The organism is Pseudodesulfovibrio nedwellii (assembly GCF_027923765.1).
GTDB lineage: Bacteria > Desulfobacterota > Desulfovibrionia > Desulfovibrionales > Desulfovibrionaceae > Pseudodesulfovibrio > Pseudodesulfovibrio nedwellii.
On record NZ_AP026709.1, the window covers coordinates 3275423 to 3299802 of the forward strand.

Genomic DNA, 24380 nt, shown 5'->3' on the forward strand with positions numbered 1-24380 from the left:
AAATTCCATGCACGCTCCTATTCAAGACAGTCATGGCCGTACGGCCAGCTACATGCGCATCAGTGTCACGGACCGTTGTAATCTTCGGTGTACCTATTGCGCCGGGGAGGGAATGGAATTCATTCCTCACCCTGACATTCTGCGATACGAAGAAATTCTGGATCTCATTTCTCTGGCCGAGGGATTTGGTGTTGAAAAAGTTCGTTTTACCGGTGGTGAACCTTTTGTCAGAAAAGGATTCGCAGATTTTATGATGAAAGCGGCCCAGCGTTTTCCTGAGGTCGATATGTGCGTGACAACCAACGGCACATTGATCGGTGATCATGTTGAACGCCTTGCCAAGGCCGGTGTGAAACGGATGAATATATCTCTGGATACCATGGATCGGGCGAAATTTGAGAAAATTACCGGGCGGGATGAGTATAATACGGTCCGAGAAAATATTGATCGCTGTCTGGATGCCGGAATGACCGTTAAGGTCAACAGTGTGGCCATGAAGGGAGTCAATGACAATGAATTGCCGGGATTCGTGGAATTTGCTTCGGAACGGAATCTTGATTTTCGGTTTATCGAATTTATGCCTGTGGGCACGGAAACGGGTTGGAAGGATGATCTTGTCTGGACCGCAGATGAGATATTGAACGAGGCCAGTGAACTGACTGAATTGCGGCCTTCCGTTAATGGAAGCAAGCACGGGCATGGACCTGCACGTATGTTTGATATCGTGAACGGTAAAGGACGCATCGGTCTGATCTCGCCATACACCAATCATTTTTGCGCCACCTGCAACCGATTGCGTATTACTTCGGATGGGCTGCTCAGGACATGCCTTTTTTCGGACAAGGTGTACAATCTTCGTCCAGCTCTGCGTAATTCCAAACTCGGTGTAGAATTTGTGGAGCGTATTATTCGTGCCGCGAATCGAAATAAGCCTATCGGTCATGAACTGCTCAAGAAAATGCCCGCAGGGCAGGGTGTCTGCCAAACTCGTATGGCTTCCATCGGCGGATAGGAACCGAATCTGTTTCGTTGACCGGGGATTGCAGTAGTATAAGGCTACAGTTTTTCCCTAGGTATTAATGATAAAAAAGACCTGCTTTCAAATGAAAGCAGGTCTTTTTTATATGTCCCAGCGGGTTAATTGATGCCGAGGTCCGCCCTGTGGGCCGGGACGCCGGTTTTGCCTTTGGCATCTTGCCGGTCGAGAAGGAAAACACGCTCTTTCAACTCCGGCTGTTTTTCGATGATGTAGCCTTTGACAGTGTTGGCCCGATCCATGGCAAGATTATGGAGCAGTTCGTCGGTGATCACGATGCGGTCACGAATGAATTTTTCCATGACATCAACTGGTTGTAAGTCTGTCATGAACAGAGTCGTCGGTTTGATATCTTCTTCGTCCGGTTCGTCTGCATACGCTTCAAATAGGAGGGCTTCATATTCTTCGGGTGTTATGACCATGTCAGCCACGTTTTGTTCAGCTTGTTCGGAACGGGTGAGTGTGTCGTATTTTTGTTGTTTGATCTTGTCTTCGAAGATTGCTGCGATCAAGCCATTTTTGTCCGCCATCGGATCAATGACGCCGTCAACTTCCAGCGTGAGTTTTTTACGTTCACTCAACGCCTTGATGATGGTCTCCATTTTTTCTACCCCACCGGCATCCAATGCGTGTCTGCCGGGTTCAAAGACCACGAAATCCATATTTTCACCACCGCCGAACATGGAGCCGATCAGGGTGAATGGCGATGCCAAAGCCTTGAATAACAGGCTGACAATGGCCTTGAAAACAATACCGCCGATACGGAAATCCGGGTCGTTCAGTTCTCCGCGAATGGGCAGGTTCAACTCCATGTTGCCATTGCCATCTTGAAGCAGGGACAGACCGAACTCTACGGGAACATTGGGTGCATCAGGGCGTTTGTCTTTGGCTCCCAGCACCAGTTGTTCAATGTAGAATTTGTTTTCAGCGTTGAGTACCCAGTTTTCAGTCTTGAAGGTCACGTCCGCATAAAGTCGCCCTTTCTCGATTGGGTAGGCAAGGCTTTTGAGCGTGTAGGGAGTGAGCGGCACAAGTTCCATGCCGTTGATAGAGATTGCCAGGTCCGAATAAATTGGGGAAATGACCGGGTTGACCACGCCCGTGATTGACATGGGAGTGGGGCCGATGTTGGATTTGAAATCCATCTTGGGTCTCGCTTCGGGCGATTGGTCGATGTCAGTGAGTCGCAAATCCATACCGGTTAATTCCGTAGAGAAGTCCGGGTGAACACTCTCGTCTTTGAAGGCGACAGTGCCTTTTGTTATGTTGATTGCGCCAATTTTAACTGATTGGAAGAATGACAACTTTTCTTGGCTTTCCGTCGGTTGAGCTGTTTCTTCTGGGACAATTTGCTCTGTTTTTTCGTTTTCAACCACGGGCGGTGGTTGGGGTACGCGCAAGACTCGCAGTATGTTCATGCGTCCTTTTTCATCGAAATGAATGAGTCCGCGTGGACTTTTCAGGTTGATTTCACCGATGGAAAGCGTGTTTGGGTCGTTGGCAAAGGCGATGGAGTTTATTTCAAATTTGTCGATGCCAGCCACTTCATTTTTACTGAGAGTGTCTTTGATGGAGACTGCGCCGAGCGCTGTATCACCTGTGACAGTGAGTTTTGGTTTTTCGCCTCCCTTGAATGAATATTTCAGGTTGGCAAAAGCTGCGCCCTTGGCAATGAGTAGGTCTGTGTATTCAGCCAGATAGCCATCAAATGGACGTAGTCCAACGCCGTTGACGCGCATGGTTCCTTCAGACCAGAGTGGGGTAATGGAGGCTTTGCCCTGTCCTGAAAATGATCCATTGCCTGTCCATGTTCCACTCAAGGAAAAAGGCATGGTGGCGTTTTTTTGTGTTGAAAGGGCTTGTAGGTCCAGTGTGAACTCTTTGATGCCCAGATTGGCCGGGTGTTTGAGTGCCATGTTCTGGAAGTCGGCGACACCTCCTTTAACAAGAATGCGGCCAAATTCAGCATGCCATCCGCCTGCCCAGGTTTTTTCTGCAACCTCGACGACTTTGGATTCACGCAATATCTTTTCTTCTTTGATCAAGAGTTTACCCAGGTCAAATTGGCCGTTTTTTCCCATGACGACTTTGGCGAATGGACCTGTAATTGTGACGTTCGCGACGGTCACAGCTTTGTTTTTCAAGCTCATGGAAGCACCGGATACATCCAATGCAGTCAGTCCGAGACTTGGTTTTTGGGCATCTGGTTTGCGGATAGAAATATCTCGCAACGAGGCTGTCCCGTTTGTGACATCCAGAGAAGGGGTGTCCCCTTCCATTTTAAAGTCGATGTTGGCCGAAAAGCCTGCAACACCTGTGTCCACAATGAGTGGTTGCGCATGATTGATATAGGATTTGTAGGCCGGGATCGGGAGATTCTTTCCGGTCACAGAAAGGGAGGCTGCAAGGGGTTGTACAGTGGCTATGCCTTCTATTGTTATGATACCCTGAGCCTTGCCTGCCGTAGCTTTTATGTGACTAGGCCTGTCTCCTGCTGTTGTAATTTCCGTTCCTGTGAACGAGAGAGGAGCAAAGGTTCGTTTAAAGCCGTTTTTTACATGGCGGTCTTCCCAATCAACTGCGCCTTCAATTATATCTATTTTTCGAATATCCAGAACAAAGGCTGAATCCGTTTCTGATTTGGTTTTGACCTTTGGGCCGGCTTCACTCATTTTTGAGCCGGGGAAATAGTGCGCCCAATTGATGCTGTTGTCTTTGTTGCGGATAACTTTGAAGTAGGGGTTCTCCAAGCTTATGCTGGTGAGGATCAAGGCCCGGTCTCCCAGAGAGAACCGTTCCATTTCAAAAGCGAGTTCTTTTACCGAGAGTACTGAATTTTCGTTGGGATCAGTCAATTCCATATTGGTCAGCTTGCCACCACCACCGAGGAATAGATTGAGTCGTTGCGCGTCAGGCCGTTCAAAAAAAAGAGAAATGTCCGAGGTGAATTTACCGTCTTTGAGTTGAAGCGGTGTTTTGATTGGTACATATTGCCAGTATTGATTGAGATCAATGTCCACGGCTCCAAGTTCAAATTCTGTGAGCAGGGTTTCGTCAAAAGGAAGTGTCCTGCCTTTCAGTTCGACTGGATCGCCATTGATTACAGCTGTAAATTTAGGCTGGGTAAATTCTTTTTTCATGCTCGTAAAAGACGAGGTGAAAGGAACACGAAGGAAAAGGTCGGAAATGATATGTTTTTTGTGATGAGGTTGGTCGTCGAAAGTAATTTTCGAGTTGGTCATCTCAAAGCCATAGAGCGCGAAGGGGAAAATTGCCTTTTCTTCCGGTGGCGTGTCTGTTGATTCTTCGGTTACGGCATCCGGCGTGCCAAGAAGGTCTGAAATGGAGTATTTCCCGTTCCCAAAGAATGTGATGTCTAACTGGAAATTCTCAAGATGTAGGTAGGCTATGACCGGGGCAAATTTCCATAGTGTGGAGATACCCGGAGCTGCTACGACTTTGTCCACGGAAAGCAGGTTTCCCTCACCTTCCAGCTTGTTGACCTTGAGGTTGATGATTTCAAGGTGGCAGGTGAAAGGGTTGAAGTAGATTTCTTCGATCTGGGCAGGCCTTTTCAAGCCATCATCGATTTGGCCCATGATCACATTCTTCAGTATGGGCGGTACCGCGAAGAAGCCGGATAGGGTGTAGGCAATGAAGGACGCCAAAAGCCAAAAGGCAATACGACGCAATTTGGGAGAGCTAATATGGATTTTATCAGTAAATGACAGCATGTTCGACCTACCTACTGAAGGTGTTTGACTGGGAAGTCTTTTACCTTACCCGAAATTGTTCTCATTATCCATGCTTCTGGTGTGACGAAGAAAGGACATTATTGGGGTAGCATACAGATTAAGAGGCATAGCTTGATTGAGAGGTCGACAAAGAACGGGAAGTCTATGAGTGAGTGGGGTTTATCTCCTCCCAATTATTCCGACGATGAATATTCTGTACAAGGTCAATAATACAAAAAAGATGACGATGAGCATGACGCCGAGCATGAATGCGTGGTTCAGCATCTCTTCCATCTCTCCACTGCCTTGGTCGACCAGTTCGTCGACCCTGTCGAACAAAACGTCCTGTTGCTTGATCAGTCCGGCCATGGCTTGGCTGATTGCTGCTTCACGTTCTACGGAAACATTGAGCATAACGTCGTGAATCATGTCGTCCTGCCATGTAGTCAGGCCAGTTAAGGTTTGGGTCAGGGTTTCATCTCGTTGCTTCGAGAGGTTCACAAAGAGTTGGTTGATGAGCTTGGAGGCCTCGGCGCTCATTTCTTTGGGGAGACTCTCAGCGATATCAGCATATCTTTCGGACAGGCCGACCATCTTTTCCGTGGAAGTAATGAGTCCGTTTGCTTCCGGTTGGAAGACCATTTCAAGATAGGCAAGTCTGATTTGGAAATTAACCAGAAGTTGCATCCGGGAAACGAGGTAGAAGGCTCGGTCAATGGCTAGCTTCATGTCTTGCGCCACCCGTGCGGCTTCTTCGACACTGGCAAAAAGTCCGCCCGGCGCGATGAGCTTACGCATGGACGGTTTGAGACCGAGTTCGCCGAAGTCTTCAAAACGAACGTAGTTGACACTGATTTTGTTTGGGTATTTCGTACGCCATGCCATAATAACTCGTTTGAGTTCTTCTATTTGTGCTGGTGGCATTATCCTATTAGCCACTTCCCAAATATCTTTTTCAGCCTCTTGGATGATGGAGAGGGCGGGTTTTCCTTCTTCGCCGAAAATTTCGGGGATCCAGAAGTCTTCCCATACCATGCGTCGAAGGGTGGCAATGACAGTCATGTCCAGTAAAGACACGCCCGGATAAGGACCGGCTGCTATTTCCGTATTACTGGAAAGGTTGAAAACCAACATTCGGGCTGCGGTCAGCCTTGCCTGTGGCGTGCCAATTGCGTTTATGATTGCAGCGGCTTCACCCATGAGTGTGTTGGTTGTATCGGCGTACGCCATGACGGCAGCCTGGAGCTCCTGTGGCCCCATGTGTTCCGGATTTTCGATTTCCTTGGTCGTTTTGGTCACGAAAAAAGGCTTGGGGTGCTGGGGGCTGTTTACACTTCTTCCCCCTCCGCATCCGAAAAGGATAAGCAGTGTCATGAGCAGGATTGGCAGGTGTAGTTTCATGGCGAATGTCCGTATACTTTGCTCTGAATGATGTATTTTTATGAGTATATTCATCATGCGATAGGAAATATGCAACCATTATTTACTATTTTTTAAACATATATTTGAACATTTGTCTGTTGAAAGAATCATATTTTTTGTGTGCGTGGGCCTTTTTTTTATCCGTTAAGTACTATTTTGTATTTCCGAGTATGGGACGCTGTTTTTGTGAGAAAAAAGTAGGGGTTGTTGATTTATGGGGTAAAATGGTTTTATAATGCACTTAAGTGAAGGAATCCATGTGGTGTTTTGACTGCTTTGACATGGCTCCCCTACCCCCTGTGGCGTTTCCCCGTGATTCGGAGTGAGAATGTCTGATACGCATTATTACCATGGGTTGGCCAAGAGTATGATGTTTACCATCATACTCGTTTCCTTTGCTCCACTTTTGTGCATCGTTCTTATCGCTGGCTATCAATACAGTATTGTTTATGAAGAAAAGGTTGAGGCTCATTTACGTGAGTTGGTGCTGAAGCACGACCAATCGGTGGCTTCATATCTTGAAGAAAAAGTCGCTGAAATTCAGGTTCTTGCTGAAATTATTGAGTTGGGTAAACTCTACGATCCAGCCAGCCTTCAGGCCTTGCATGATGCGCTTGTTCGTGGTCATGGCAGTGATTTTGTGGATTTGGGCATGGTCAACAGTGAGGGAATTCAGGTCGCGTATGCAGGGCCATACAAGCTTCAGGGTGTGAACTATTCCGAAGAGGAATGGTTCAAGGCTGCCAAAAAGCGCAAGGTCCATGTCAGTGACGTGGGCCTGGGGCTTCGCGGAGTACCACATTTTACTATCGCCTTGTTGCTTGATGAAGATGGGCAGGAATGGGTTTTACGGACCACCCTCGATTTTATTGCTTTTAACAAGCTGGTTGAAGATATCCGTATCGGTGAAACCGGTTTGGCCTATATCATTAATAGACAGGCTGAGTTTCAGACCACCCCGCGTCGGGATATGACCGCTGAGGTCCCGTTCCTGCGTCAGATGGCTGTGGCCATGACTGAGCGATCCGGTCTGGTGAGAGGCAGGGCGGCCATGACTGTCGAGACCAATCCAGCCACTGGGCGCGAGACAATATTCGTGACAAGTCCTATCAAGAATGGCGATTGGATTATGGTGTATCAACAGGATGTGGCAGATGCCATGTCCGATTTGAACCGATCCAGGAATCTGGCGTTGGTAGTTCTGTTAATTGGTGGAATTTCTATTGCGGTCATGGCGTATCTCATGAGCAAGCGCATGGCGCGTAAGGTGGCCCGGGCGGATGCGGCAAAGGATATCATGAATGAACAGGTTATTGAGGCTGGCAAGCTGGCATCTGTAGGAGAATTGGCCGCAGGTATCGCCCACGAGATCAATAATCCAGTAGCAATCATGGTGGAAGAAGCCGGGTGGATTCAGGATTTGCTTGAAGAGGGATTGGATGAGGATGATAATGAGCGAGAGGTACAACGCGCCTTGAATCAGATTAGGACTCAAGGGGGGCGATGTAAGGAAATTACCCATAAACTGCTCAGCTTCGCTCGGAAGATCGATCCCACGGTTAAGTCTGTTTGCCTCAACGAACTGGTTCTTGAAATTGTGCAGCTTTCCGAGCAGCGGGCCAAGTATGCCAATGTAGTGATTGAAACCAGTCTTGGTGACAGCATTCCTCCGGTAGAAGCCAGTCCGTCAGAGATGCAGCAAGTCTTTCTTAATTTGGTCAACAACGCCATTGACGCCATGGACCCGGGCGGTGGTAATCTCGACATTATGACTCGTGTGGAAGATAATACAGTGATGGTTTCCATTGCCGATACCGGTTGCGGTATTCCGCAGGCCAATCTGTCGCGTATTTTCGATCCGTTTTTTACGACGAAACCCGTGGGTAAGGGGACTGGCCTTGGGCTGTCCATAATATACGGTATTATTAACAAGATGGACGGCACCATTGCGGTGAATTCCGCTGTGGATCAAGGAACGAAATTTACCATCCGTTTGCCGGTGGCCGAAGGCGAGGATGGAGGTGCGTGTGATTTTAAAATGAATGAACATGGGGCATCATGACGAGGTCCCGGTGAATCTGGAGGAAACATATGCCTGCGAATATTCTTCTCGTCGATGACGAACAGGGTTTTGTTGACACTATGGCCAAGCGGTTGGACAATCGTGGCCTGACGGTGACCATCGCCTACAGCGGACAGGAGGGTATAGATGCCTTGGCCGCTAATCATTTTATTGATGTGGTGGTTATGGACGTCAAGATGCCCGGTATGGATGGCAATGAGGCCTTGAAGGTGGTCAAATCGGAATTCCCGTTGGTGGAGGTCATCATGTTGACCGGTCATGCAACGGTGGAGTCCGCTATCGAGGGTATGAAGTCCGGTGCATTCGACTACATGATGAAGCCGTGTGATCTTGAAGAATTGTTGGTCAAAGTCGATGAGGCCTATGACAAGAAACAAACTCATGAAACCAAAATTCATGAAGCCCGTGCCAGACATATTGTCCTGCGAAGGGGCGATTAGGAGGGATGCTTGATGAGTGATGCGCCCATTCGCCTTCTTTTGGTGGATGATGAAGTCGGTTTTCTGGAAGTTTTACAGAAACGTTTGGGGAAGCGTGGGCTTAACGTGACCATTGCCATCAGTGGGGCCGAAGGCATACAGGTCTTGAGAGGGAGGGATTTCGATGTGGCTGTCCTTGACCTCAAGTTGGAGGACATGGATGGTATTGAAGTCTTGCAGATATTTAAGAAGATGGTTCCTGAATTGCCGGTTATCATGCTGACCGGTCATGGGAGTGAACAGGCGGCGCGGGAAGGTGTGGCATATGGCGCATTCGACTATATGCTTAAGCCGTGTGACCTTGATGATTTGTTGAAAAAGATTCGCCAGGCCGTTGATCAGGCATAATTGGCAAATGATGGAGAGTGTATATGGCAGGCATCAAGGTGCTTCTCGTGGATGATGAAGCGGGTTTCCGTAAGACGCTGGGTAAAAGGCTCGGCAGGCGGGGAATGACTGTTGAGGAAGCAGACTCGGGCGAAAAAGCTCTTGAAATTCTCGAATCATTTGAGCCGGATGTCGTTTTGCTTGATGTCAAGATGCCCGGCATGGATGGCCTGACAACTTTGCATAAGCTTAAACTGATCAACCCATTGGTCGAAGTAGTTATGCTTACCGGACACGCTAGCATGGATATTGCCATCAACGGTATGGAACTGGGGGCGTTTGACTACTTGATGAAGCCTGTGGAGTTCGAGGAGTTGTTGTATAAGCTTGAGGATGCCTCCATTCGTAAACGGCATCATGAAGAAAAAATTACGGCCAAGGAACACAGTCAGTAGCGGCCAATCATGATCTATTTTTCCCTGAAAATGTATTTTCTGTGTCGACGGAGGCCATATGGGCTTTCTTGACTGGTTGCCGTGGAGAGCGCGAAAGAAAACCCCTGAAGAATTGTCAGAGATTCGTCGGGTCTTTGCGGCGCGATATGATCATTTTCGTCTTTTGATTCAGGCCAACACGCGCGCCCATGAATTGATAGGTGAGCTGGAGGAAGCCCTGCGCGGTTTTACTCCTTATGGAATGGAGTACGTCAACACTCTGTGCACTCGAATTTCAACATCTATTTTTCAAATGGTCCGTCATTTGGGTGAACTGGATCACAAAGGGCACGACGAGCTTATGATCGCCATGCAGTCCATCAACGAGCGTATCATGACAGCGCTTGCGCCGGAAGAACATGTGATGAGCGGAGAGCTCGTCTTTGATTTGTCAGAAATTGGACGGGATCATGCGGATTTGTGCGGTCCCAAGATGGCCATGCTCGGTGAGGCAGGGAGCAGTCTCGGGTTGAATATTCCTGCTGGATTCGTGGTTACTGTGGCGGCGTATCGACGGTTTGTTGAAGCCGGCGGATTGCGGCCGGAAGTGGCGCGACTCATTCAGGCTACTGATGGAAACGATAGAGAGGCTTTGTTTCGAACCTCGTCGGATATAATGCAACTGGTCATGGAAACCCGATTGCCCGATGATTTGGCTGAAACAATTTTGGCCGCTTATGATCGGTTGAGCGAGCGACTTGGCGAACTGCCGGATCTGGCTGTTCGTTCCAGTGCTTTGGGTGAAGATGTCGAAGGTTCATCATATGCTGGGCAGTATCGGTCCGTCCTCAATGTGGACCGTGGAGCATTGTTGGATTCCTATAAGGAAGTGTTGGCATCTAAATTTTCAAGACAAGCCATGGCCTATCGCATGAATCGCGGCATCAGGGACGAAGATGTCGCCATGAGTGTGGGGTGCATGACCATGGTTCACGCCATGTCCGGGGGCGTGGCCTATTCCCGGAATCCGGTCAACGTGCGGGACGATTCCGTTTCTATTCATTCTGTTTGGGGTTTACCCAAGCCAGTTGTCGATGGCACGGCTGAGACTGACGTGTTTTTGGTGAATCGTGATTCTCTGGTTGTGAACGACCGTATTGTTGCTGAAAAGCCCGATATGTTCGTGTGTAGCCCCAAGGAAGGCGTTTGTCGCGAAAGTTTGCTGGAGGAGCAACGGTGCGAACCTTCCTTGACTGATGAACAGGCCGCGACAATTGCCCGTGAGGCTGTACGGATTGAAGAACAATTTGGCACACCTCAAGACATAGAATGGGCCATGACGCCGGATGGCGTCTTCCATTTGTTGCAATGCAGGCCGCTTATGCAGATCGAGTCCGCCAAAATTGCCCATCCATCCGCTGCCGATTTGCCAAAGCCGGTCTTATCCGGTGGACGAACAGCCAGTCCCGGTGTTGGGGTTGGTCCTGCATATTCTGTAAGGAAAGACGTGGATGCTTTGTCTTTCCCTGACGGCGGGGTGTTAATTCTTAAACATGCTTTACCCAGTCGTGCGGCGTTGCTTGATCGATGCAGTGCGTTGATTTCGGAGCAGGGTGGCATGGCCGGTCATTTGGCGAATGTTGCGAGAGAATTTGGCGTTCCTGCGCTGTTTGGTGTGAAAGGTGTGGTCGGGAATTTTGAGAACGGTCATATCCTTACAGTGGATGCCGATGGCCACGCGGTGTATGATGGAGCGGTTGAACCATTGCTCGTGGAAAAACCGAGAGAACGGATTATGCGCGGGAGTCCTGTGCAGGGAGCCCTCAGGAAAGCGGCGCGTCATATTGTTCGTCTTAATCTGACTAACCCGGAATCCCCGGAATTCAAGCCGGAGAATTGTAAGACCCTGCACGACATCATGCGGTATTGTCATGAAAAGGGCGTAGCTGGAATGTTCGAGTTTGGCACGGACAACGATTTTATTGAAGCTGCGAGTCGTCAGCTTATTTGCGATGTCCCCAAACAGTTTTGGGTGTTAAATCTTGACGACGGTTTCTTGCCGGAAGGAGAGAACAGGTCTGACCAATGTATTTTGCTCAAACATGTGGACTCATACCCCATGCATGCCTTGTGGGAAGGGATGCAGGCAGTTCAGTGGGAAGGCCCCCCGCCGGTTCATACCAAGGGGCTTATGTCGGTCATGTTTGAGGCTACCATGAATCCGGATTTGAATCCGTCATCCGGCACTCGGTATACGCAGAAAAATTATTTCATGATTTCCAAAAATTATTGTTCGCTGCAATCTCGTTTCGGTTTTCATTTTTGTGGTGTCGAATCTCTGGTGTCAGATCGGACCAGCGAGAATTACGCCAGTTTTCAATTCAAGGGTGGAGCTGCCAATGTGGAACGGCGCATTCTGCGTGCTCGTTTCGTGGGAGATCTATTGGAAGAACTGGAATTTCGTGTCCGTGTTCGTCAGGATAATATGTTCGCCCGAGCTGAAGGGCTTCCTCGGAAGGCCATGGGCAGGCGGTTGAAAATTCTTGGCTATCTCATCACGCACACCCGTCAGCTTGATATGATCATGACCAATAAGGCCGAAGTCGCACGACGCAAGGCTCGGTTCCTCAAGGATTTTGCGATGTTTGATTGATTGTCTTGAGGTCATATAGCAAGAAAAAGGCCCCGGAAGCGATGCTTCCGGGGCCTTTCATATTCAGTAAGCCTATCGTCTACTTAGTGTGGCATTCGCCGCAGGCAACCGGGCCTTTGGCCTGCTGCTTGTGGCAATCAATGCACTGCTTGTGGTAGGCGCGCATCAGCGGAGTGCCGCCGTCAGTGCGTTCTACCTCATGGCAGGATGCACAGGTTTCGCCTTCGCTGGAGTTTTCAAGGTCCTGCTTGCCGTCATCGGTGATACCGTGGTGACAGACAACGCAGTCTTCCAATTCTGCCTTTTCATTGTGGGCGTCATGCATGAAGGGGACCTGCGGGCGTTCGAGTTTGGCGAATGCGTCCACGGGGATCATTGTCATGTCGTCCTGAGCAAAGGCGGCCGGAGCCATGTATGCGATGACCAGCGCAAGGATGGTCAGCATGGAGGCCGCAAGCTTAATGGTATTTCTTTTGTGCATGGCGTCCTCCTTACACTTCCGGTTTTTCCATCAGTTCGTAGATGATATCGCCGATGAACTTTCCGTGCATGCCGAGATCATAATAACCGATGATATCTTCAATGCCGCCGTGGCAGTTGTGGCATGGGATAACGATATCCTTGACTCCGGTGTTCTTGAGCTGTTCAGCCTTGACCCGGTTGCCTTTCATGCGTGTGTTTTTGAACGGCGGACCGCAGTTGATGACACCGCCACCGGCGCAACAACAGTAGTTGTGCTCACGGTTGGGAGTCATTTCCACGACCTCTTCACAGAGGTAGTGAACTACGTCTCTGAGCTTGTCCATCAGACCGCGGCCACGAATGACGTTGCACGGGTCCTGAATGGTGACAGGCTTTTCGTATTTATGGGTGATCTTGAGTTTGCCTTCCTGAATCAAATCCCAGTAGAATTCGATGGCATGGATGACAGGAATGGGCATTTCCTTGTAGCCGAGCCAGCGGTTGCCCATGTCATAGATAGACCTGAAGGCGTGACCACATTCGCCCATGACGATGCGTTTAACACGCAACTTCTGAGCAGACTCGTAGTGGGCGCGTTTAATGCGACCCATGTTTTCCCAGTCTCCCACGTACATACACATGTCCGAGTTATCCCAACCGGGATGGGACGGCATTGTCCAGTCAATACCGGCTGCGTTCATGATGGCGGCAGCCTGATAGATGAGCTGGGTACGGAACTTCGGTTCGGGACCGATGACCGAGTAGTAGACGTCTGCTCCTTCCTTATCGAGAGGAATGCGCAGGTCCGGGAACTCATCACGGGCTTCGTCTTCCTGCCATTGCAGGGAGTCGATCCACTCATCATCCTTGACCCACATCTGGTTCATGGTGGAGGAGTGAGAGTGCGCTGTATCGCGGATGTACTGCGGGACAACGTCCAGCAGGTAGCAGATACGGCGGACTGTGATCATGACGTACGCAATATCAATGCCCACTGGGCAGTAATGCGCACACCGTTTGCACAGGTTGCATTCGGTGAAGGCGATCTGGGCCATCTCGTAGATGCGCTCAGGGGTAACCTTTCCCTTGGTGTCCATCAATTCGTACATTGTCTCCGTAGCTTTACTCACTGGGGAGTAGCTCGGATCCTCATCGTGGGACATGTAGAAGTGACAGCCTTGCGAACAAAGACCGCAACGCATGCACGTCTCTTTGTACGCTTTCAGCTTTGCTCCGGTTTCGCCGGCAAGCGTTTTGGTGACCACTTCCTGAATTCTTTCGGTGGTCAGACCGGCGATACCGGCTTCAAGGCCGACATCGGATATTATTCTGTCAGTTATACTCATTATTCATAACCTCGCGTTACTTTGATTAGTTGTGGCCTACCAGTCGTTGGCGTGGCGAACGCCACCGAACTCGGAACCCATGTACGCCCTGGTGAACAGGATGAACAATGCATGGCTCAGGCGGGTGAACGGAATCAGCGCAATAAGAAGTTCTGCGAAGATTACGTGCAAGGTAGTCATCAGGAGAACCGGACCCACCTGATGGTAGGCCAGAACGCCAGTGATGAATGGCATCACAACAAGAATCAGGGCAAACCAATCCTGACAGCGGGTCACGCCCTTGACGTGAGGCAGTGTCAATCGGCGGTATGCGAAAACCGCACAGCCAGCGATGGCCACGAAGCTGATGACATCTCCCATGTAGGAGGGCAGGCTCGGAATACTGATACCAAATGCGGTGTCCCAAAGAACCACGTGGGCGTTCAGAAACACGGCCACCAAAAGGAACGCGATGTGAAACACGAAAGTGGTCACGGTCGCGAGGGGGTCGGATTGCCAGCCCTGGGATTTGAAAGGCACCATCCATGCGAGGATGGAGCGCAGTCCGTAGTACCAGCTCATGTAAGCCAGAGAGGAGCCGTCTTTGGCCTTGGCCAAAGCATACATGCTCACCAGACGGTAAATGGAACCGATGATGAAGATGCCGAAAGCAACCCAGGCGAGGGGGCCGGTGACGAAAGTATACAAATCAGTCATTGCGTCTCCCTTCGCTTAGAATTTATCCACTTCCGCAACAATGCGGATGTAGCTGTTGTTTTCGATGGCGCGGATGAGCACTTTGGTTCCGTCTTCGTTGAAGACCGGAGGCCATGCATGATCAAAGTCTCGTTCGAACGGCTTGCCATTGACCAGAATGCGGCGTTTGCCGTCTTTCTCGACCATGGTGGCAGCGTTTTTGGAATCGGCGGAGAAAGTGACAGGCCAAGCCATTTCGTACGAGCCGGCCCAGGCTTTACCATCCACCACAACTTCGAAGTTTGCGCTGTATTCGCTTCCCAGTACGCCTGCCCGTTTGCCGTCAGGGCTGATTACCAGATCGGTAACGGTGGAGTACGTGGTGTCCCAAGGGGCGTTATCGCAGGCAGCGGTGAATTGACCATAGCCAGTGGCAACGATAGCCCACAGCTTGCTGCCGTCTTCCGAGTGCTGGAGTTCCAGACACTGGGCGTAACGGGGTTCCCAGATAACAACGCCATCACGAGCGACGCCCCATTTGCCCTCAATACGGACAGGAGCGACGATGGTGCCGTCTTTAGGGTTAAAGTTGGGTTCCCATACCTGATTAAAGGTTTGGGCCCACGGCTTGTCGTTTACGACGATGGTGTTTTCGTAAACAGTGACGCGTGCCTGTGCGGCAACAGTGTCACCCTTTGCATTGAAAGTCGGAGTCCAGACGTTCAAATAGCGTCCGGCCCAAGGCTTTCCATCAACGACGACAGAATATGCGCCGCGCTTGAAAGCTTCAATGTCAGCTGCAGGCATTTTTTCTACCTGCGCAACGCCAGCTGTGTGCAATCCGTCTGGAGACAGTGCAGGCTGGTTGACGTTGTCATAGGTTTCTTCCCACGGCTCACCGTTCAAGGCCATGGAGTACCGTTCCATGCCCTTGTGCATGGTAGCAATACCGGAGCCGTCTTCGCTGATGAGTGTGTCCCAGATGTAATCGGTTGCTTCGCCGACCATTGTGTCGTCCACGGTCAGAGCCCACTCCATGTCTTGTTGACAGATAGTGGCCAGTCTTCCATCCGGTGTAAATTTCGGATACCAGATCTTTTCGTAAACGTTTTCCCATACCGAGTCGTTGGTTCGAACGGAGAATTCGCCGTCGCCTACTTTGACGATTGCGGCCAGTGTTTCGCCATCAGGTGAAACATAAGGCTCTTCCTGCCATCCGTGCCCTTCGAGCGGGGAAAGGGATTTAACGACCGTTTTCTGGCCGGTTTCCCAATCCCATGAGGAGATTTTTCCCATAGCACCCCCTTGTGTGTGACGCCGTGTTTATTACGGCAAATGCGCCTCGCTCATGCAAGGCAGACCAATAAAGCAGTGTGGTAGAAATCGTCATAATTGGACCTTTCCGGGCCACATCCATGACGAGTTCAACATCAGAGGATTTAATACGATCGGAACAGTGTTTTCACTATTTCGGATCGATGGCGTGCATCCCTTCCCAAAAACGCACCCCAATCCATGGCTGTTTCCAGCTGAAGCCGTGATCCTTGCATGACTGAACAGCCATTCAATCGTCTGATATATCTGACGATTCAAGGCTCTTGTCATCCCGCGGACCAGCGACATGGTTCTCTATAACCATAGCCAGTGTAAATAGTCCATTCTTTTCAGAGTAAAAGCACTGTTTTGCGTGAGATAAAAACCCACCAAATCGGTGCCAAATTGCCGATGAAAAAGGGCGATTTTGCTTTATGCAAAATCGCCCTTCGAGTTATAAAGTACTGTCCCTATTGTCGACTGGAGTCGAGCATGAGTCGGCTTATGCGTAGAAGACAGTCCGAAGAACCACCTGGTTCTGGATCAACCGCTACAGTATTCATGAATCGGGCTGTCACATTACCATTGCTGTCGACATTTTCGATGAAAAAGGCACCAAGCTCATAGACTGTAATGACATTTCTACCGCCTGTTGGCGGGTAGCGAGGGTCATAGAAGGAGATGATGGCGACGCGAGGACTGTCGAGAGGATCACTAAAGGAGCTGCCTTCAATGGAGTTAGTTGATGTGTCCCATGCCGCGTAGGGATCAAGTCCAATGAGGTTGTTGGTTCCGGCTTTGACCGGGCCAGCCGAGTTGCCGGGTTCGATCAACAATTCGTCGCCTGGTTCAACAGGATATTCACTGTTGGAGCCGGTACACCCTTCAATATTTTCTTTGACCATAGCCGCACCCGTTGTCGGATTGCCTTTGTTGATGGGTGGCAAATCTATAAGATTGTACTGCCCGGGAGCGATGGCCAAGCTTGGGTCGCCCGGTTTGATAATGATCTGGGTGCCGACGTCGTCCTGAGTGTATCCGAGGACTTCTACCGAGTCGAGTTCCTGAACGCTTTCCACGTCCATCCTGTCGTTTTCGTAGTACTTGGTGGCAGGGGCAGCCGAATCGTTCCATGTGAATTTGGTGGGAACAACAAAAGGTTTGATGCATTTGCTGGAGCAGATGCCGACGATACCTGCACGGGCTACGACTTGAATGTTTGCGAAGGGAATACCTATAGCCTTACCAAAATACAGTGGGAATGGATTGCCTTGGGCTTCATTGAGAGTGACGGTGACTTCGACTTGATTAGGCTGGTCCTCATCAGGCACGCCATCTCTCAGGAAAACGATGTCTGTCGGCGTCACTGATTCGTTCGGAATATCCGTCGCTGTCAGGTTTCGTTCCGCGTATTTTGTGACAATGGCCCTGAGTTTTTCTATGTCGCTTCCTTCGGCCATAAGAGAATTGGCTCCGGCCAGTGCTCCGGCATCGGCAGCTGTCTGAATTGCGCCACGTTTGATATAGATTCGACCTATATCTACAGCCAAGGCACACATCCCCATCAAGGCGGCCATGCACATACCGACGAGAATGCTGGCCACGCCGTGTTGTTGGGAAAAAAGATTACGTAAAATGGTCATAATGGCATCACTCCACTTTGGCGTAGGCAACTATGGAGATGCCGTCCGGCATGAGTTCTTCCCATGGAAGTACGGTGCTTCCAGAGAGGTTGTAATTTAGCCTTACGGCAATTTCCTGACCGAGTTCAGGGTCATCCTGTCCGAGCTCTATTTCCACGACAAGGTTGTTTGATTCAAGCCCTGCAGATTCGACAAAGGCCTGCACTTGGGCAACAGGGTCATTCCCACGTGAGGCCATGACTACGCCTTCTCTTGCTGCGCGGGTTAAAATTTGATTCATGTCTATTAATTGAGACGCATCCCACATGCCTGTAATTAGCGGGATGAGTAAGAGTGACATAAGAAGGGCGAATTCAAGGGCCATGGCGCCTTGTTTCTTTGTATTATTTTTGCGCATGGTTACCTCTCATGAATCATGACAGCCGCAGCCGAAATGTTGGTCGGCCCTTCCAGAGATGGAAGCAGGTTATCGATGACATAAAACTCGAAGGGGACAGAAACTTTGACTTCAACGGGTTGTGACGCCTGGCGGTCGCTGATCACGACAGATGAAGACTGGTTAATTCCGCCTGACACCAGTTCTTCGGTAACAACCGATTCAATTTGGCTGGTGGTGCTTTCGTGAAGAATGGCTGTACGAGCTCCTTCGAAGGCTGCGTCACGGACAACACTTTGTGTCCAGTATAATCGGCCAGTATCCATGACGCCGACCAGTAACATCATGAAGATCGGGAACAACATGGCCATTTCTATGGCTGCTAATCCTTGTTTGGACTGAGTTTGTCTGTTCTTTTTCATTGTTGCTCCTGGTTACGACGCTTGTCGTAATGCGACTTTATTTAATGTAAAATAAGCAAGAGACATGCCATTGTTTTGTTGGGGTTTTGGAAATTTTAATTGCTTGAAATGAAAGATGTTTTAAGAATATATGAGGAGCTCCTCATGTGAATGCTTTATAAAATCCAGCATTTATAGAGTCGCCTTGATGAGAGCTCTATTTTGGATGGAGTGTGTTTTAGACAACCAATGGTGTTTTGGGAGTTGTAGATCGGATGAATTGTGGGTATATAGGAAATAATCCTGTTTACAGTAAAAGTGGTTTTGATTTACTTTTTATAGTGAAATGTCGTTAACATATTATATATTGAGGGCCACCATGAAGAAGATTCTTGCAATACTGACCGTGATTTTCTGTTTCGGCGTGACCGCAGCTTTTGCCGTTGACGGTGGAGCTTTGTACAAAAAACGGTGTGCCAAGTGTCATCGTGACGGATCCGAATCGTCTAAATCCGGCGGCGGTGTCGTTCTTAAAGGGCAGAGTAGTGGGGAGATCGAGATGAAAATGAATGGGTACGCCGATGGTTCGTATGGCGGAAAGAAAAAGAAGACCATGATACGTATTGCCAGCAAGCTCAAAGGGCAGGAAATCAATGCCATCGCGGAGTATATAGGCTCCATGTAACCCCTGAAATTATCTGATATACAGAAATATCGCCCGCGCCATGTTGAGGTGCGGGCGTTTGTGCTTTAAGTGAATAATATAATTGATAGGTTCAATGGTTATTTGCACCGTGCTTATGTGAGGAGCCCGATAATTTGGGTTTGAGGTTTTGTATCGCTGAGTGTCTTTTCGGCAACCTGATGTGCATGAGCATGCCGGGTGTTGGATTGTCGGCCCGGAAAATAGCACGGAGTTATGGAGTTGGTTAAATGGATTGTATATTTTCAATGAGAAAAAGCACGGCTTTGGGATTTTTCGTACTCCTTCTGTTCGTGTGGCAGGGCGGGACTGGGTGCAGCCGTCGTGCTGATGCGGATAAAGATCGGAAGACCTTGATAGTCTTTTGTGGGTCTACGATGATTTCTCCGATAATGGAACTTGCCAAGCGGTTTGAGGCAACACACGATGTTACAGTGAAGATGACCTCTGGTGGTTCTCAGGATTTAGCCAAATCCATTGAGGTAAACCATGTGGGTGACATTTTTTTTCCTGGCTTCAAGACATTTGTTGATACCATGGAAGCCGACGGGCAAGTGGTCGATAGCGGGATGGTCGGGCATAATGAACTGGTAATTTTTGTGGCCAAGGGTAATCCTAGGGAATTAACGGGTGACCTCGTTCAGTTTGTGGACCCATCTTTGGCAGTTGTCATCGGTCATGAGGATCTTGGTGCTGTCGGAAAAGAGTCCAAGAGGGCTTTGTCGGTCATGAATATTTATGAGCAGGTGGTACGAAATACGGTTTTCATGGTATCGGATTCGAAAGGGTTGAGTGCCGCAATTCGAGAAGGCAAAGCGGATATCGTGCTCAACTGGAAGGCTGTAGCCCAACTTAAGGACAATCTTGATTATATTGACGTGATCCCCGTTAAAGGTATCGCTCCAAAACCGTTGGTCATGGCAAGCCTTATCTATAGTGCCAATCCAGAACTGGCCAAATCCTTTTTGCAACTCTGTGTCTCTCCCGAAGGCCGTGCGGTCTTTGAAAGGTTCGGTTTTTAATAATGGCTTTCAGTTTTCGAGAACCGATTTTACGGAAGATGTATTCCTTTTTCCTTTTGACCGGTGCGTGCATCTTCCTGACTCTTGCTTCTCATTTCCTTTTGGAAAAAAGTCAGGAAAATGCTCTTGATTTTGAGCAGAATCTGCGTGTTAAAACGCATATCAGCCTTATTGTTCAGCAGGAAATCCGTTCATTACAAAATCAGTTTCAATATATGTTGCTGTCTGCATCCGTTATAGAGCTGGACAACGCAAACAGCGAAATCGGCAGACTCCTGGAATTGGTGCAATCTGCTGTTTCGGTCATTGAACATGGCGGTGAGTATATTACCAAGGTCTCGGTAAACTTTGGAAATAAGGATATTATTGCCTGGCCGATTCGGCATGTAGTTGAAAATGAGGGAGAGGTAAGTTTGTCTGCCATCGAAATGCGGACTAATCTTGCACGATTGGAAGAGATGCGGACAGAATATTATGCCGTGATGCAGCAAGCGGTGCTCAGTCCCAATGGAAGAGAAGAGGGTGACTTGGCCCTGTATCACAAAAAGATTGCCCCGTTTTTTACTCGGTTGGTGGAGAGTTCCAACCGTTTGTATATAGAAAGCCTTGAATCCGAAAAATTTGCTGAGAAAGAGCGCAAGGGACAGGTTCATTTTTATAATTGGGTCGCATCAATTGTGGTCCCTTTCTTTTTGGTTATGACGGGTTTGATTGCGTTGTGGATTATCCGTGACATTCGTCGGCTTATCCATGAACGAGCCGAAGCTTTGGCCTCCATGACCGAGACCAAAGAAAATCTTGAAGGAATGGTTTTCAAACGCACCAAGGCCTTACGGCAGGAAGTCTCGGAACGAAGATTGGCGGAAAAGCGATTTGCCCGTCAGGCAGATTTTTTGACAACAGTTATTGAATCTCTCGGGCACCCTTTTCATGTCATCAATGTCCATGATTATACGGTTTCCATGTCTAATCAAGCAGCTAGAGACAAAGCTCTTGGTGCGGGGGACCATTGTTATTCGATGAATTACGATCTGCATAAACCGTGTTCGGCTATCGAACGAGGCTGTCCGCTTAATGAGGTAAGAAAAACCAAGAAACCGGTTATTCTGGAGCATAAGATTTCAACGTCAGACAGAGGGATACAATACCTAGAGGTCCATGGGTATCCCATTTTTGATAGTCAGGACAACGTCGTTCAGATGATCGAATACAGTTTGGATATTACGGAGAAGCATTTAGCATTGCGTGCGCTGGAGCAATCTAGGGATGAACTCGAGCGCAAAGTTCGTGAACGGACGTTTCGCTTGGAAAAGGAAGTGATTCAGCGGGTTGAAATTCAGCAGGAACTTGAAGCCAGTGAACGTCATTTTCGTACACTTATTGAGTGTATTCGAGATGTTATCGTTATTTTGAACAATGACGGGATCATTACCTATGTATCTTCGTCAATTGAGACGAATTACGGATATTCTCCCGATTTGCTTTTAGGAAAATCTTTCAGGGAGTTCGTACGGGTGGGTGAAGATACTCATTTGGAAAAACCCTCGGATACGTTTTTTCTCGATGCCGTGAATCTCGATGAGCCTTTGGAGCATATGGCGGTGAGTTCGGACGGGATGAGTTTCTCTATGGAGTCCCGTGTGCAGGATATGTTTCAGGATCCTGCCATCGGGGGGCTTTTGGTTACCTGTCGAGATGTTACGGCCCGCAACAAGGCCGAGGAGATGCAGAAGCGGCTCAATATGGTTATTGAGCAGAATCCTTCTAGTATAGTTATCACCGATACATCTGGAAATATTGAATATGTCAATCCGCAGTTTGAACGACTGACCGGGTATAGCCGGGAAGAGATTGTCGGGAAGAATCCGAGCATTCTCAATTCGGGACTGACAGACCCCGCGCGTTTCGTGGCTATGTATGAAGCCATCGGCAGGGGAGAAGTTTGGCAGGGAGAATTTATCAATAAAAATCGAGCCGGTGAATTTTACACGGAAAACGTGATCGTGGCTCCGATCAAGAATAATCGGGGCGAGGTGACCAATTATGTGGCACTCAAAGAAAATATAACCGAACTCAAGAAGGCTCGTGAACAGGCGGAAAGTGCGGATAAGGCAAAAATGGAATTTTTGTCTCGCATGAGTCATGAACTTCGTACACCACTCAATGCCATCATTGGTTTTTCCAAGCTGCTTATGGAGGACAAGTTTGGTAATTTATTGCCTAAGCAGATTGAGCAGACCAATCGAATTCATGTGGCCGGTAACCACCTTATGCAGATGATTTCCGAAATACTCGATTTTTCTCGTATCGAGACAGGGAGTTTTTCCATCCGGCTGGAGCCAGTGTTTCCTTCGGAAATAGTCAATGAATGCCTCATGCTTACAGAAAATATGGCCCGAGAAAATGGGGTCGTTTTTTCGGTGGAAGATTCCGTTTATGCGATGCCGCGTCTTATTGTCGATCGGATTCGTTTCAAGCAGGTGTTGGTCAACTTGATGTCGAATGCGATCAAGTACAACATCAAAGATGGGGCAGTGAGGATTTCGGCTGAAGTGCATGGCGGTTCGGCTAAAATTCGTGTGGTTGATACGGGGATCGGTATCCCGGCAGACAAGCAGGGTGAGCTGTTTACTCCCTTTACCCGGATGGTGGCAGAGCACTCCGGCATCGAGGGGACGGGGATCGGTATGACGATCACCAAGCAGTTGTTGGAAGCTATGCATGGAACCATTGAATTTATCAGCACGGAGGGTGAGGGGTCTACTTTCACTGTCATTTTGCCATGTGAAGAAGAAATTATATCCGGGCCGGGGCCGGATATGGTGTTAAAAGATTCAGGAGCGGCTGATCTTTGTATTTTGTATGTGGATAATAATTCTGAACGCATCAGTTCCATGCGAGAACTTGTGGCAGCTTGGCCTGATGTAATCGTTGTCATTCGAAGGAGCTGGGAAAAAACTTTCACGGCTATCGATTTGCTCAAGCCGGAAATAGTTGTTGTCAACGTCGCTTTTGCCGGGCAGGACTACGCCGAGTACGTCCGGGAGTTGAAAAATCGGAGTGATATCTCGCCGACAGTGTTGACGCTGGGAGAAGATGAAGTCCCGGTACCGGCGGTCGGAGTAGATGGGAGTTTGTGTTCTCCTGTGTCTTTGCAGGACATCATTGATGTATATAATGCCAGTCAAGGAAAGGACGATGATTGATAAAACAACACTTTACTCGTCGAGTATCCTGATCGTTGACGATAATCCCACCAATATAGCCCTGCTCGAAGATATTCTCGAAGAAGAGGGGTATGATAATTATACCTCCACCACGGACCCGCGCATGGTGGTCGAATTGCATGCAAAGGAAAAATTTGACCTCCTGCTTCTTGATATACGTATGCCGTATATGAACGGGATCGAGGTCATGCTTGCGTTGCGCGATCAGAATCAGTCAGACTACTTGCCTATTTTGGTTCTGACGGCACAGACGGATCAACAGACTCGTCAGCGGGCGCTTGAAGCCGGAGCTAAGGACTTTTTGACCAAGCCGTTTGATCATTGGGAAGTCCTGCTTCGGATTCGCAATATGTTGGTCACAAGACATTATTATAAGCGGCAGGTAGTTCGTGGAGATCTCCTTGAAGAACAGGTGCGGGAACGGACGCGCGCCTTGAGCGAGGCACAGCTTGAGATTGTTCGTCGACTTGGTCGAGCCGGTGAATATCGTGATAATGAAACCGGGGCGCATGTTATACGCATGAGCAAGGTGGCTGAAATTCTGGCGCGGGGTTTGGGTTTGGAAAATGAAATGTGCGAGCGTATTCTTCACGCCAGTCCCATGCATGATGTGGGCAAGATAGCCATACCGGACGCCATCCTGCTCAAGCCGGGGCCACTCGACAAGGCTGAGTGGGAGATCATGAAAGGCCACACGACTTTTGGAAGTGACATCATGGGCGACCATCCGTCAGATGTTATCCTCATGGCGTCGGAGTTGGCCCTGTGTCACCATGAATGGTGGAATGGTAACGGCTACCCCAATGGTCTCAAAGGTGAAAATATCCCGTTGTGCGCCCGAATAGCCACGGTTAGTGACGTCTTTGATGCGTTGATGTCACATCGTCCTTACAAGGAACCGTGGCCTGTGGAGAAAGCAGTAGCCTACATCAAAGAGTCGTCCGGCACGCAGTTTGATCCTACGGTTGTCGAGGTGTTTTTGGACAGCCTTCCGGCAATCATGGCTGTTCGCAAAGAACATCCTGATCCAGAAAAGGGATAAA

At 49.0% G+C, this 24380-nt stretch carries 19 protein-coding genes; 10 read left to right on the forward strand and 9 right to left on the reverse strand.

Annotated elements, in window-relative coordinates:
* The first annotated feature begins 7 nt into the window (after positions 1-7).
* On the forward strand, positions 8-1012 hold the full coding sequence (gene moaA, locus SYK_RS15290; RefSeq protein ID WP_281761134.1) for a GTP 3',8-cyclase MoaA: 1005 nt from the start codon (positions 8-10) through the stop codon (positions 1010-1012).
* Between the two features lie 125 nt (positions 1013-1137).
* Here moaA and SYK_RS15295 read toward each other — a convergent pair whose 3' ends face one another.
* On the reverse strand, positions 1138-4770 hold the full coding sequence (locus tag SYK_RS15295; RefSeq protein ID WP_281761135.1) for a DUF748 domain-containing protein: 3633 nt from the start codon (positions 4768-4770) through the stop codon (positions 1138-1140).
* A 180-nt stretch (positions 4771-4950) separates the two neighbouring features.
* The gene (locus tag SYK_RS15300; protein WP_281761136.1) at positions 4951-6171 is read right to left on the reverse strand and encodes a hypothetical protein; all 1221 of its coding nucleotides are present in this window, start codon (positions 6169-6171) and stop codon (positions 4951-4953) included.
* A 349-nt stretch (positions 6172-6520) separates the two neighbouring features.
* Here SYK_RS15300 and SYK_RS15305 point away from each other — a divergent pair, with 349 nt between their 5' ends.
* Genes SYK_RS15305 through SYK_RS15325 form a run of 5 tightly spaced genes read left to right on the forward strand, consistent with a single transcriptional unit; the run spans position 6521 to position 12168 of the window.
* The gene (locus SYK_RS15305; RefSeq protein ID WP_281761137.1) at positions 6521-8254 is read left to right on the forward strand and encodes a sensor histidine kinase; all 1734 of its coding nucleotides are present in this window, start codon (positions 6521-6523) and stop codon (positions 8252-8254) included.
* Between the two features lie 29 nt (positions 8255-8283).
* The gene (locus SYK_RS15310; protein WP_281761138.1) at positions 8284-8715 is read left to right on the forward strand and encodes a response regulator; all 432 of its coding nucleotides are present in this window, start codon (positions 8284-8286) and stop codon (positions 8713-8715) included.
* Positions 8716-8727: 12 nt separating this feature from the next.
* The gene (locus tag SYK_RS15315; protein ID WP_281761139.1) at positions 8728-9102 is read left to right on the forward strand and encodes a response regulator; all 375 of its coding nucleotides are present in this window, start codon (positions 8728-8730) and stop codon (positions 9100-9102) included.
* Positions 9103-9125: 23 nt separating this feature from the next.
* The gene (locus SYK_RS15320; protein WP_281761140.1) at positions 9126-9536 is read left to right on the forward strand and encodes a response regulator; all 411 of its coding nucleotides are present in this window, start codon (positions 9126-9128) and stop codon (positions 9534-9536) included.
* Between the two features lie 58 nt (positions 9537-9594).
* Complete coding sequence (locus SYK_RS15325) at positions 9595-12168, forward strand: PEP/pyruvate-binding domain-containing protein (protein WP_281761141.1); 2574 nt, start codon at positions 9595-9597, stop codon at positions 12166-12168.
* A 79-nt stretch (positions 12169-12247) separates the two neighbouring features.
* Here the strand turns inward: SYK_RS15325 and tmcA are convergent, their stop codons facing one another.
* From tmcA to SYK_RS15360, 7 genes are all read right to left on the reverse strand, one after another.
* The gene (gene tmcA / locus SYK_RS15330; RefSeq protein ID WP_281761142.1) at positions 12248-12649 is read right to left on the reverse strand and encodes an acidic tetraheme cytochrome c3 TmcA; all 402 of its coding nucleotides are present in this window, start codon (positions 12647-12649) and stop codon (positions 12248-12250) included.
* A gap of 10 nt (positions 12650-12659) precedes the next feature.
* A complete protein-coding gene (gene tmcB / locus SYK_RS15335; RefSeq protein ID WP_281761143.1) occupies positions 12660-13976 on the reverse strand; it encodes an electron transfer complex ferredoxin TmcB in 1317 nt (438 codons plus the stop codon).
* Positions 13977-14012: 36 nt separating this feature from the next.
* Positions 14013-14672: a TmcC family electron transfer complex membrane anchor subunit gene (gene tmcC / locus SYK_RS15340; RefSeq protein ID WP_281761144.1), complete on the reverse strand. Its 660-nt coding sequence runs from the start codon at positions 14670-14672 to the stop codon at positions 14013-14015.
* A 15-nt stretch (positions 14673-14687) separates the two neighbouring features.
* A complete protein-coding gene (gene tmcD / locus SYK_RS15345; protein ID WP_281761145.1) occupies positions 14688-15947 on the reverse strand; it encodes an electron transfer complex subunit TmcD in 1260 nt (419 codons plus the stop codon).
* 488 nt (positions 15948-16435) lie between these two features.
* The gene (locus SYK_RS15350; RefSeq protein ID WP_281761146.1) at positions 16436-17608 is read right to left on the reverse strand and encodes a pilus assembly protein TadG-related protein; all 1173 of its coding nucleotides are present in this window, start codon (positions 17606-17608) and stop codon (positions 16436-16438) included.
* Positions 17609-17615: 7 nt separating this feature from the next.
* Positions 17616-18005, reverse strand: coding sequence for a TadE/TadG family type IV pilus assembly protein (locus SYK_RS15355; RefSeq protein ID WP_281761147.1), 390 nt, complete (start codon positions 18003-18005; stop codon positions 17616-17618).
* Positions 18006-18007: 2 nt separating this feature from the next.
* Entirely contained in the window at positions 18008-18406 is a 399-nt protein-coding gene (locus SYK_RS15360; protein ID WP_281761148.1) for a TadE/TadG family type IV pilus assembly protein, read from the reverse strand.
* A gap of 358 nt (positions 18407-18764) precedes the next feature.
* Between SYK_RS15360 and SYK_RS15365 the strand changes: the two genes are divergently transcribed.
* The 4 genes from SYK_RS15365 (at position 18765) to SYK_RS15380 (ending at position 24379) form a co-directional block, all read left to right on the forward strand.
* A complete protein-coding gene (locus SYK_RS15365; protein WP_281761149.1) occupies positions 18765-19070 on the forward strand; it encodes a c-type cytochrome in 306 nt (101 codons plus the stop codon).
* Positions 19071-19318: 248 nt separating this feature from the next.
* Positions 19319-20110: a substrate-binding domain-containing protein gene (locus tag SYK_RS15370; RefSeq protein ID WP_281761150.1), complete on the forward strand. Its 792-nt coding sequence runs from the start codon at positions 19319-19321 to the stop codon at positions 20108-20110.
* Between the two features lie 2 nt (positions 20111-20112).
* The gene (locus SYK_RS15375; protein WP_281761151.1) at positions 20113-23316 is read left to right on the forward strand and encodes a PAS domain-containing sensor histidine kinase; all 3204 of its coding nucleotides are present in this window, start codon (positions 20113-20115) and stop codon (positions 23314-23316) included.
* Entirely contained in the window at positions 23309-24379 is a 1071-nt protein-coding gene (locus tag SYK_RS15380; protein WP_281761152.1) for a response regulator, read from the forward strand. The genes SYK_RS15375 and SYK_RS15380 overlap by 8 nt, the downstream gene beginning before the upstream one ends.
* Position 24380: the final 1 nt, after the last annotated feature.

Bases quoted from the DNA above. Each gene is read 5' to 3' on its own strand.
- SYK_RS15315 (WP_281761139.1), top strand. From the start codon at position 8,728: ATGAGTGATGCGCCCATTCGCCTTCTTTTGGTGGATGATGAAGTCGGT.
- SYK_RS15320 (WP_281761140.1), top strand. From the start codon at position 9,126: ATGGCAGGCATCAAGGTGCTTCTCGTGGATGATGAAGCGGGTTTCCGT.
- SYK_RS15380 (WP_281761152.1), top strand. From the start codon at position 23,309: ATGATTGATAAAACAACACTTTACTCGTCGAGTATCCTGATCGTTGAC.
- SYK_RS15310 (WP_281761138.1), top strand. From the start codon at position 8,284: ATGCCTGCGAATATTCTTCTCGTCGATGACGAACAGGGTTTTGTTGAC.
- SYK_RS15350 (WP_281761146.1), bottom strand. From the start codon at position 17,608: ATGACCATTTTACGTAATCTTTTTTCCCAACAACACGGCGTGGCCAGC.
- SYK_RS15370 (WP_281761150.1), top strand. From the start codon at position 19,319: ATGGATTGTATATTTTCAATGAGAAAAAGCACGGCTTTGGGATTTTTC.
- SYK_RS15295 (WP_281761135.1), bottom strand. From the start codon at position 4,770: ATGCTGTCATTTACTGATAAAATCCATATTAGCTCTCCCAAATTGCGT.
- tmcD (WP_281761145.1), bottom strand. From the start codon at position 15,947: ATGGGAAAAATCTCCTCATGGGATTGGGAAACCGGCCAGAAAACGGTC.
- tmcC (WP_281761144.1), bottom strand. From the start codon at position 14,672: ATGACTGATTTGTATACTTTCGTCACCGGCCCCCTCGCCTGGGTTGCT.
- tmcB (WP_281761143.1), bottom strand. From the start codon at position 13,976: ATGAGTATAACTGACAGAATAATATCCGATGTCGGCCTTGAAGCCGGT.
- SYK_RS15355 (WP_281761147.1), bottom strand. From the start codon at position 18,005: ATGCGCAAAAATAATACAAAGAAACAAGGCGCCATGGCCCTTGAATTC.
- moaA (WP_281761134.1), top strand. From the start codon at position 8: ATGCACGCTCCTATTCAAGACAGTCATGGCCGTACGGCCAGCTACATG.
- SYK_RS15360 (WP_281761148.1), bottom strand. From the start codon at position 18,406: ATGAAAAAGAACAGACAAACTCAGTCCAAACAAGGATTAGCAGCCATA.
- SYK_RS15325 (WP_281761141.1), top strand. From the start codon at position 9,595: ATGGGCTTTCTTGACTGGTTGCCGTGGAGAGCGCGAAAGAAAACCCCT.
- SYK_RS15300 (WP_281761136.1), bottom strand. From the start codon at position 6,171: ATGAAACTACACCTGCCAATCCTGCTCATGACACTGCTTATCCTTTTC.
- SYK_RS15305 (WP_281761137.1), top strand. From the start codon at position 6,521: ATGTCTGATACGCATTATTACCATGGGTTGGCCAAGAGTATGATGTTT.
- SYK_RS15365 (WP_281761149.1), top strand. From the start codon at position 18,765: ATGAAGAAGATTCTTGCAATACTGACCGTGATTTTCTGTTTCGGCGTG.
- tmcA (WP_281761142.1), bottom strand. From the start codon at position 12,649: ATGCACAAAAGAAATACCATTAAGCTTGCGGCCTCCATGCTGACCATC.
- SYK_RS15375 (WP_281761151.1), top strand. From the start codon at position 20,113: ATGGCTTTCAGTTTTCGAGAACCGATTTTACGGAAGATGTATTCCTTT.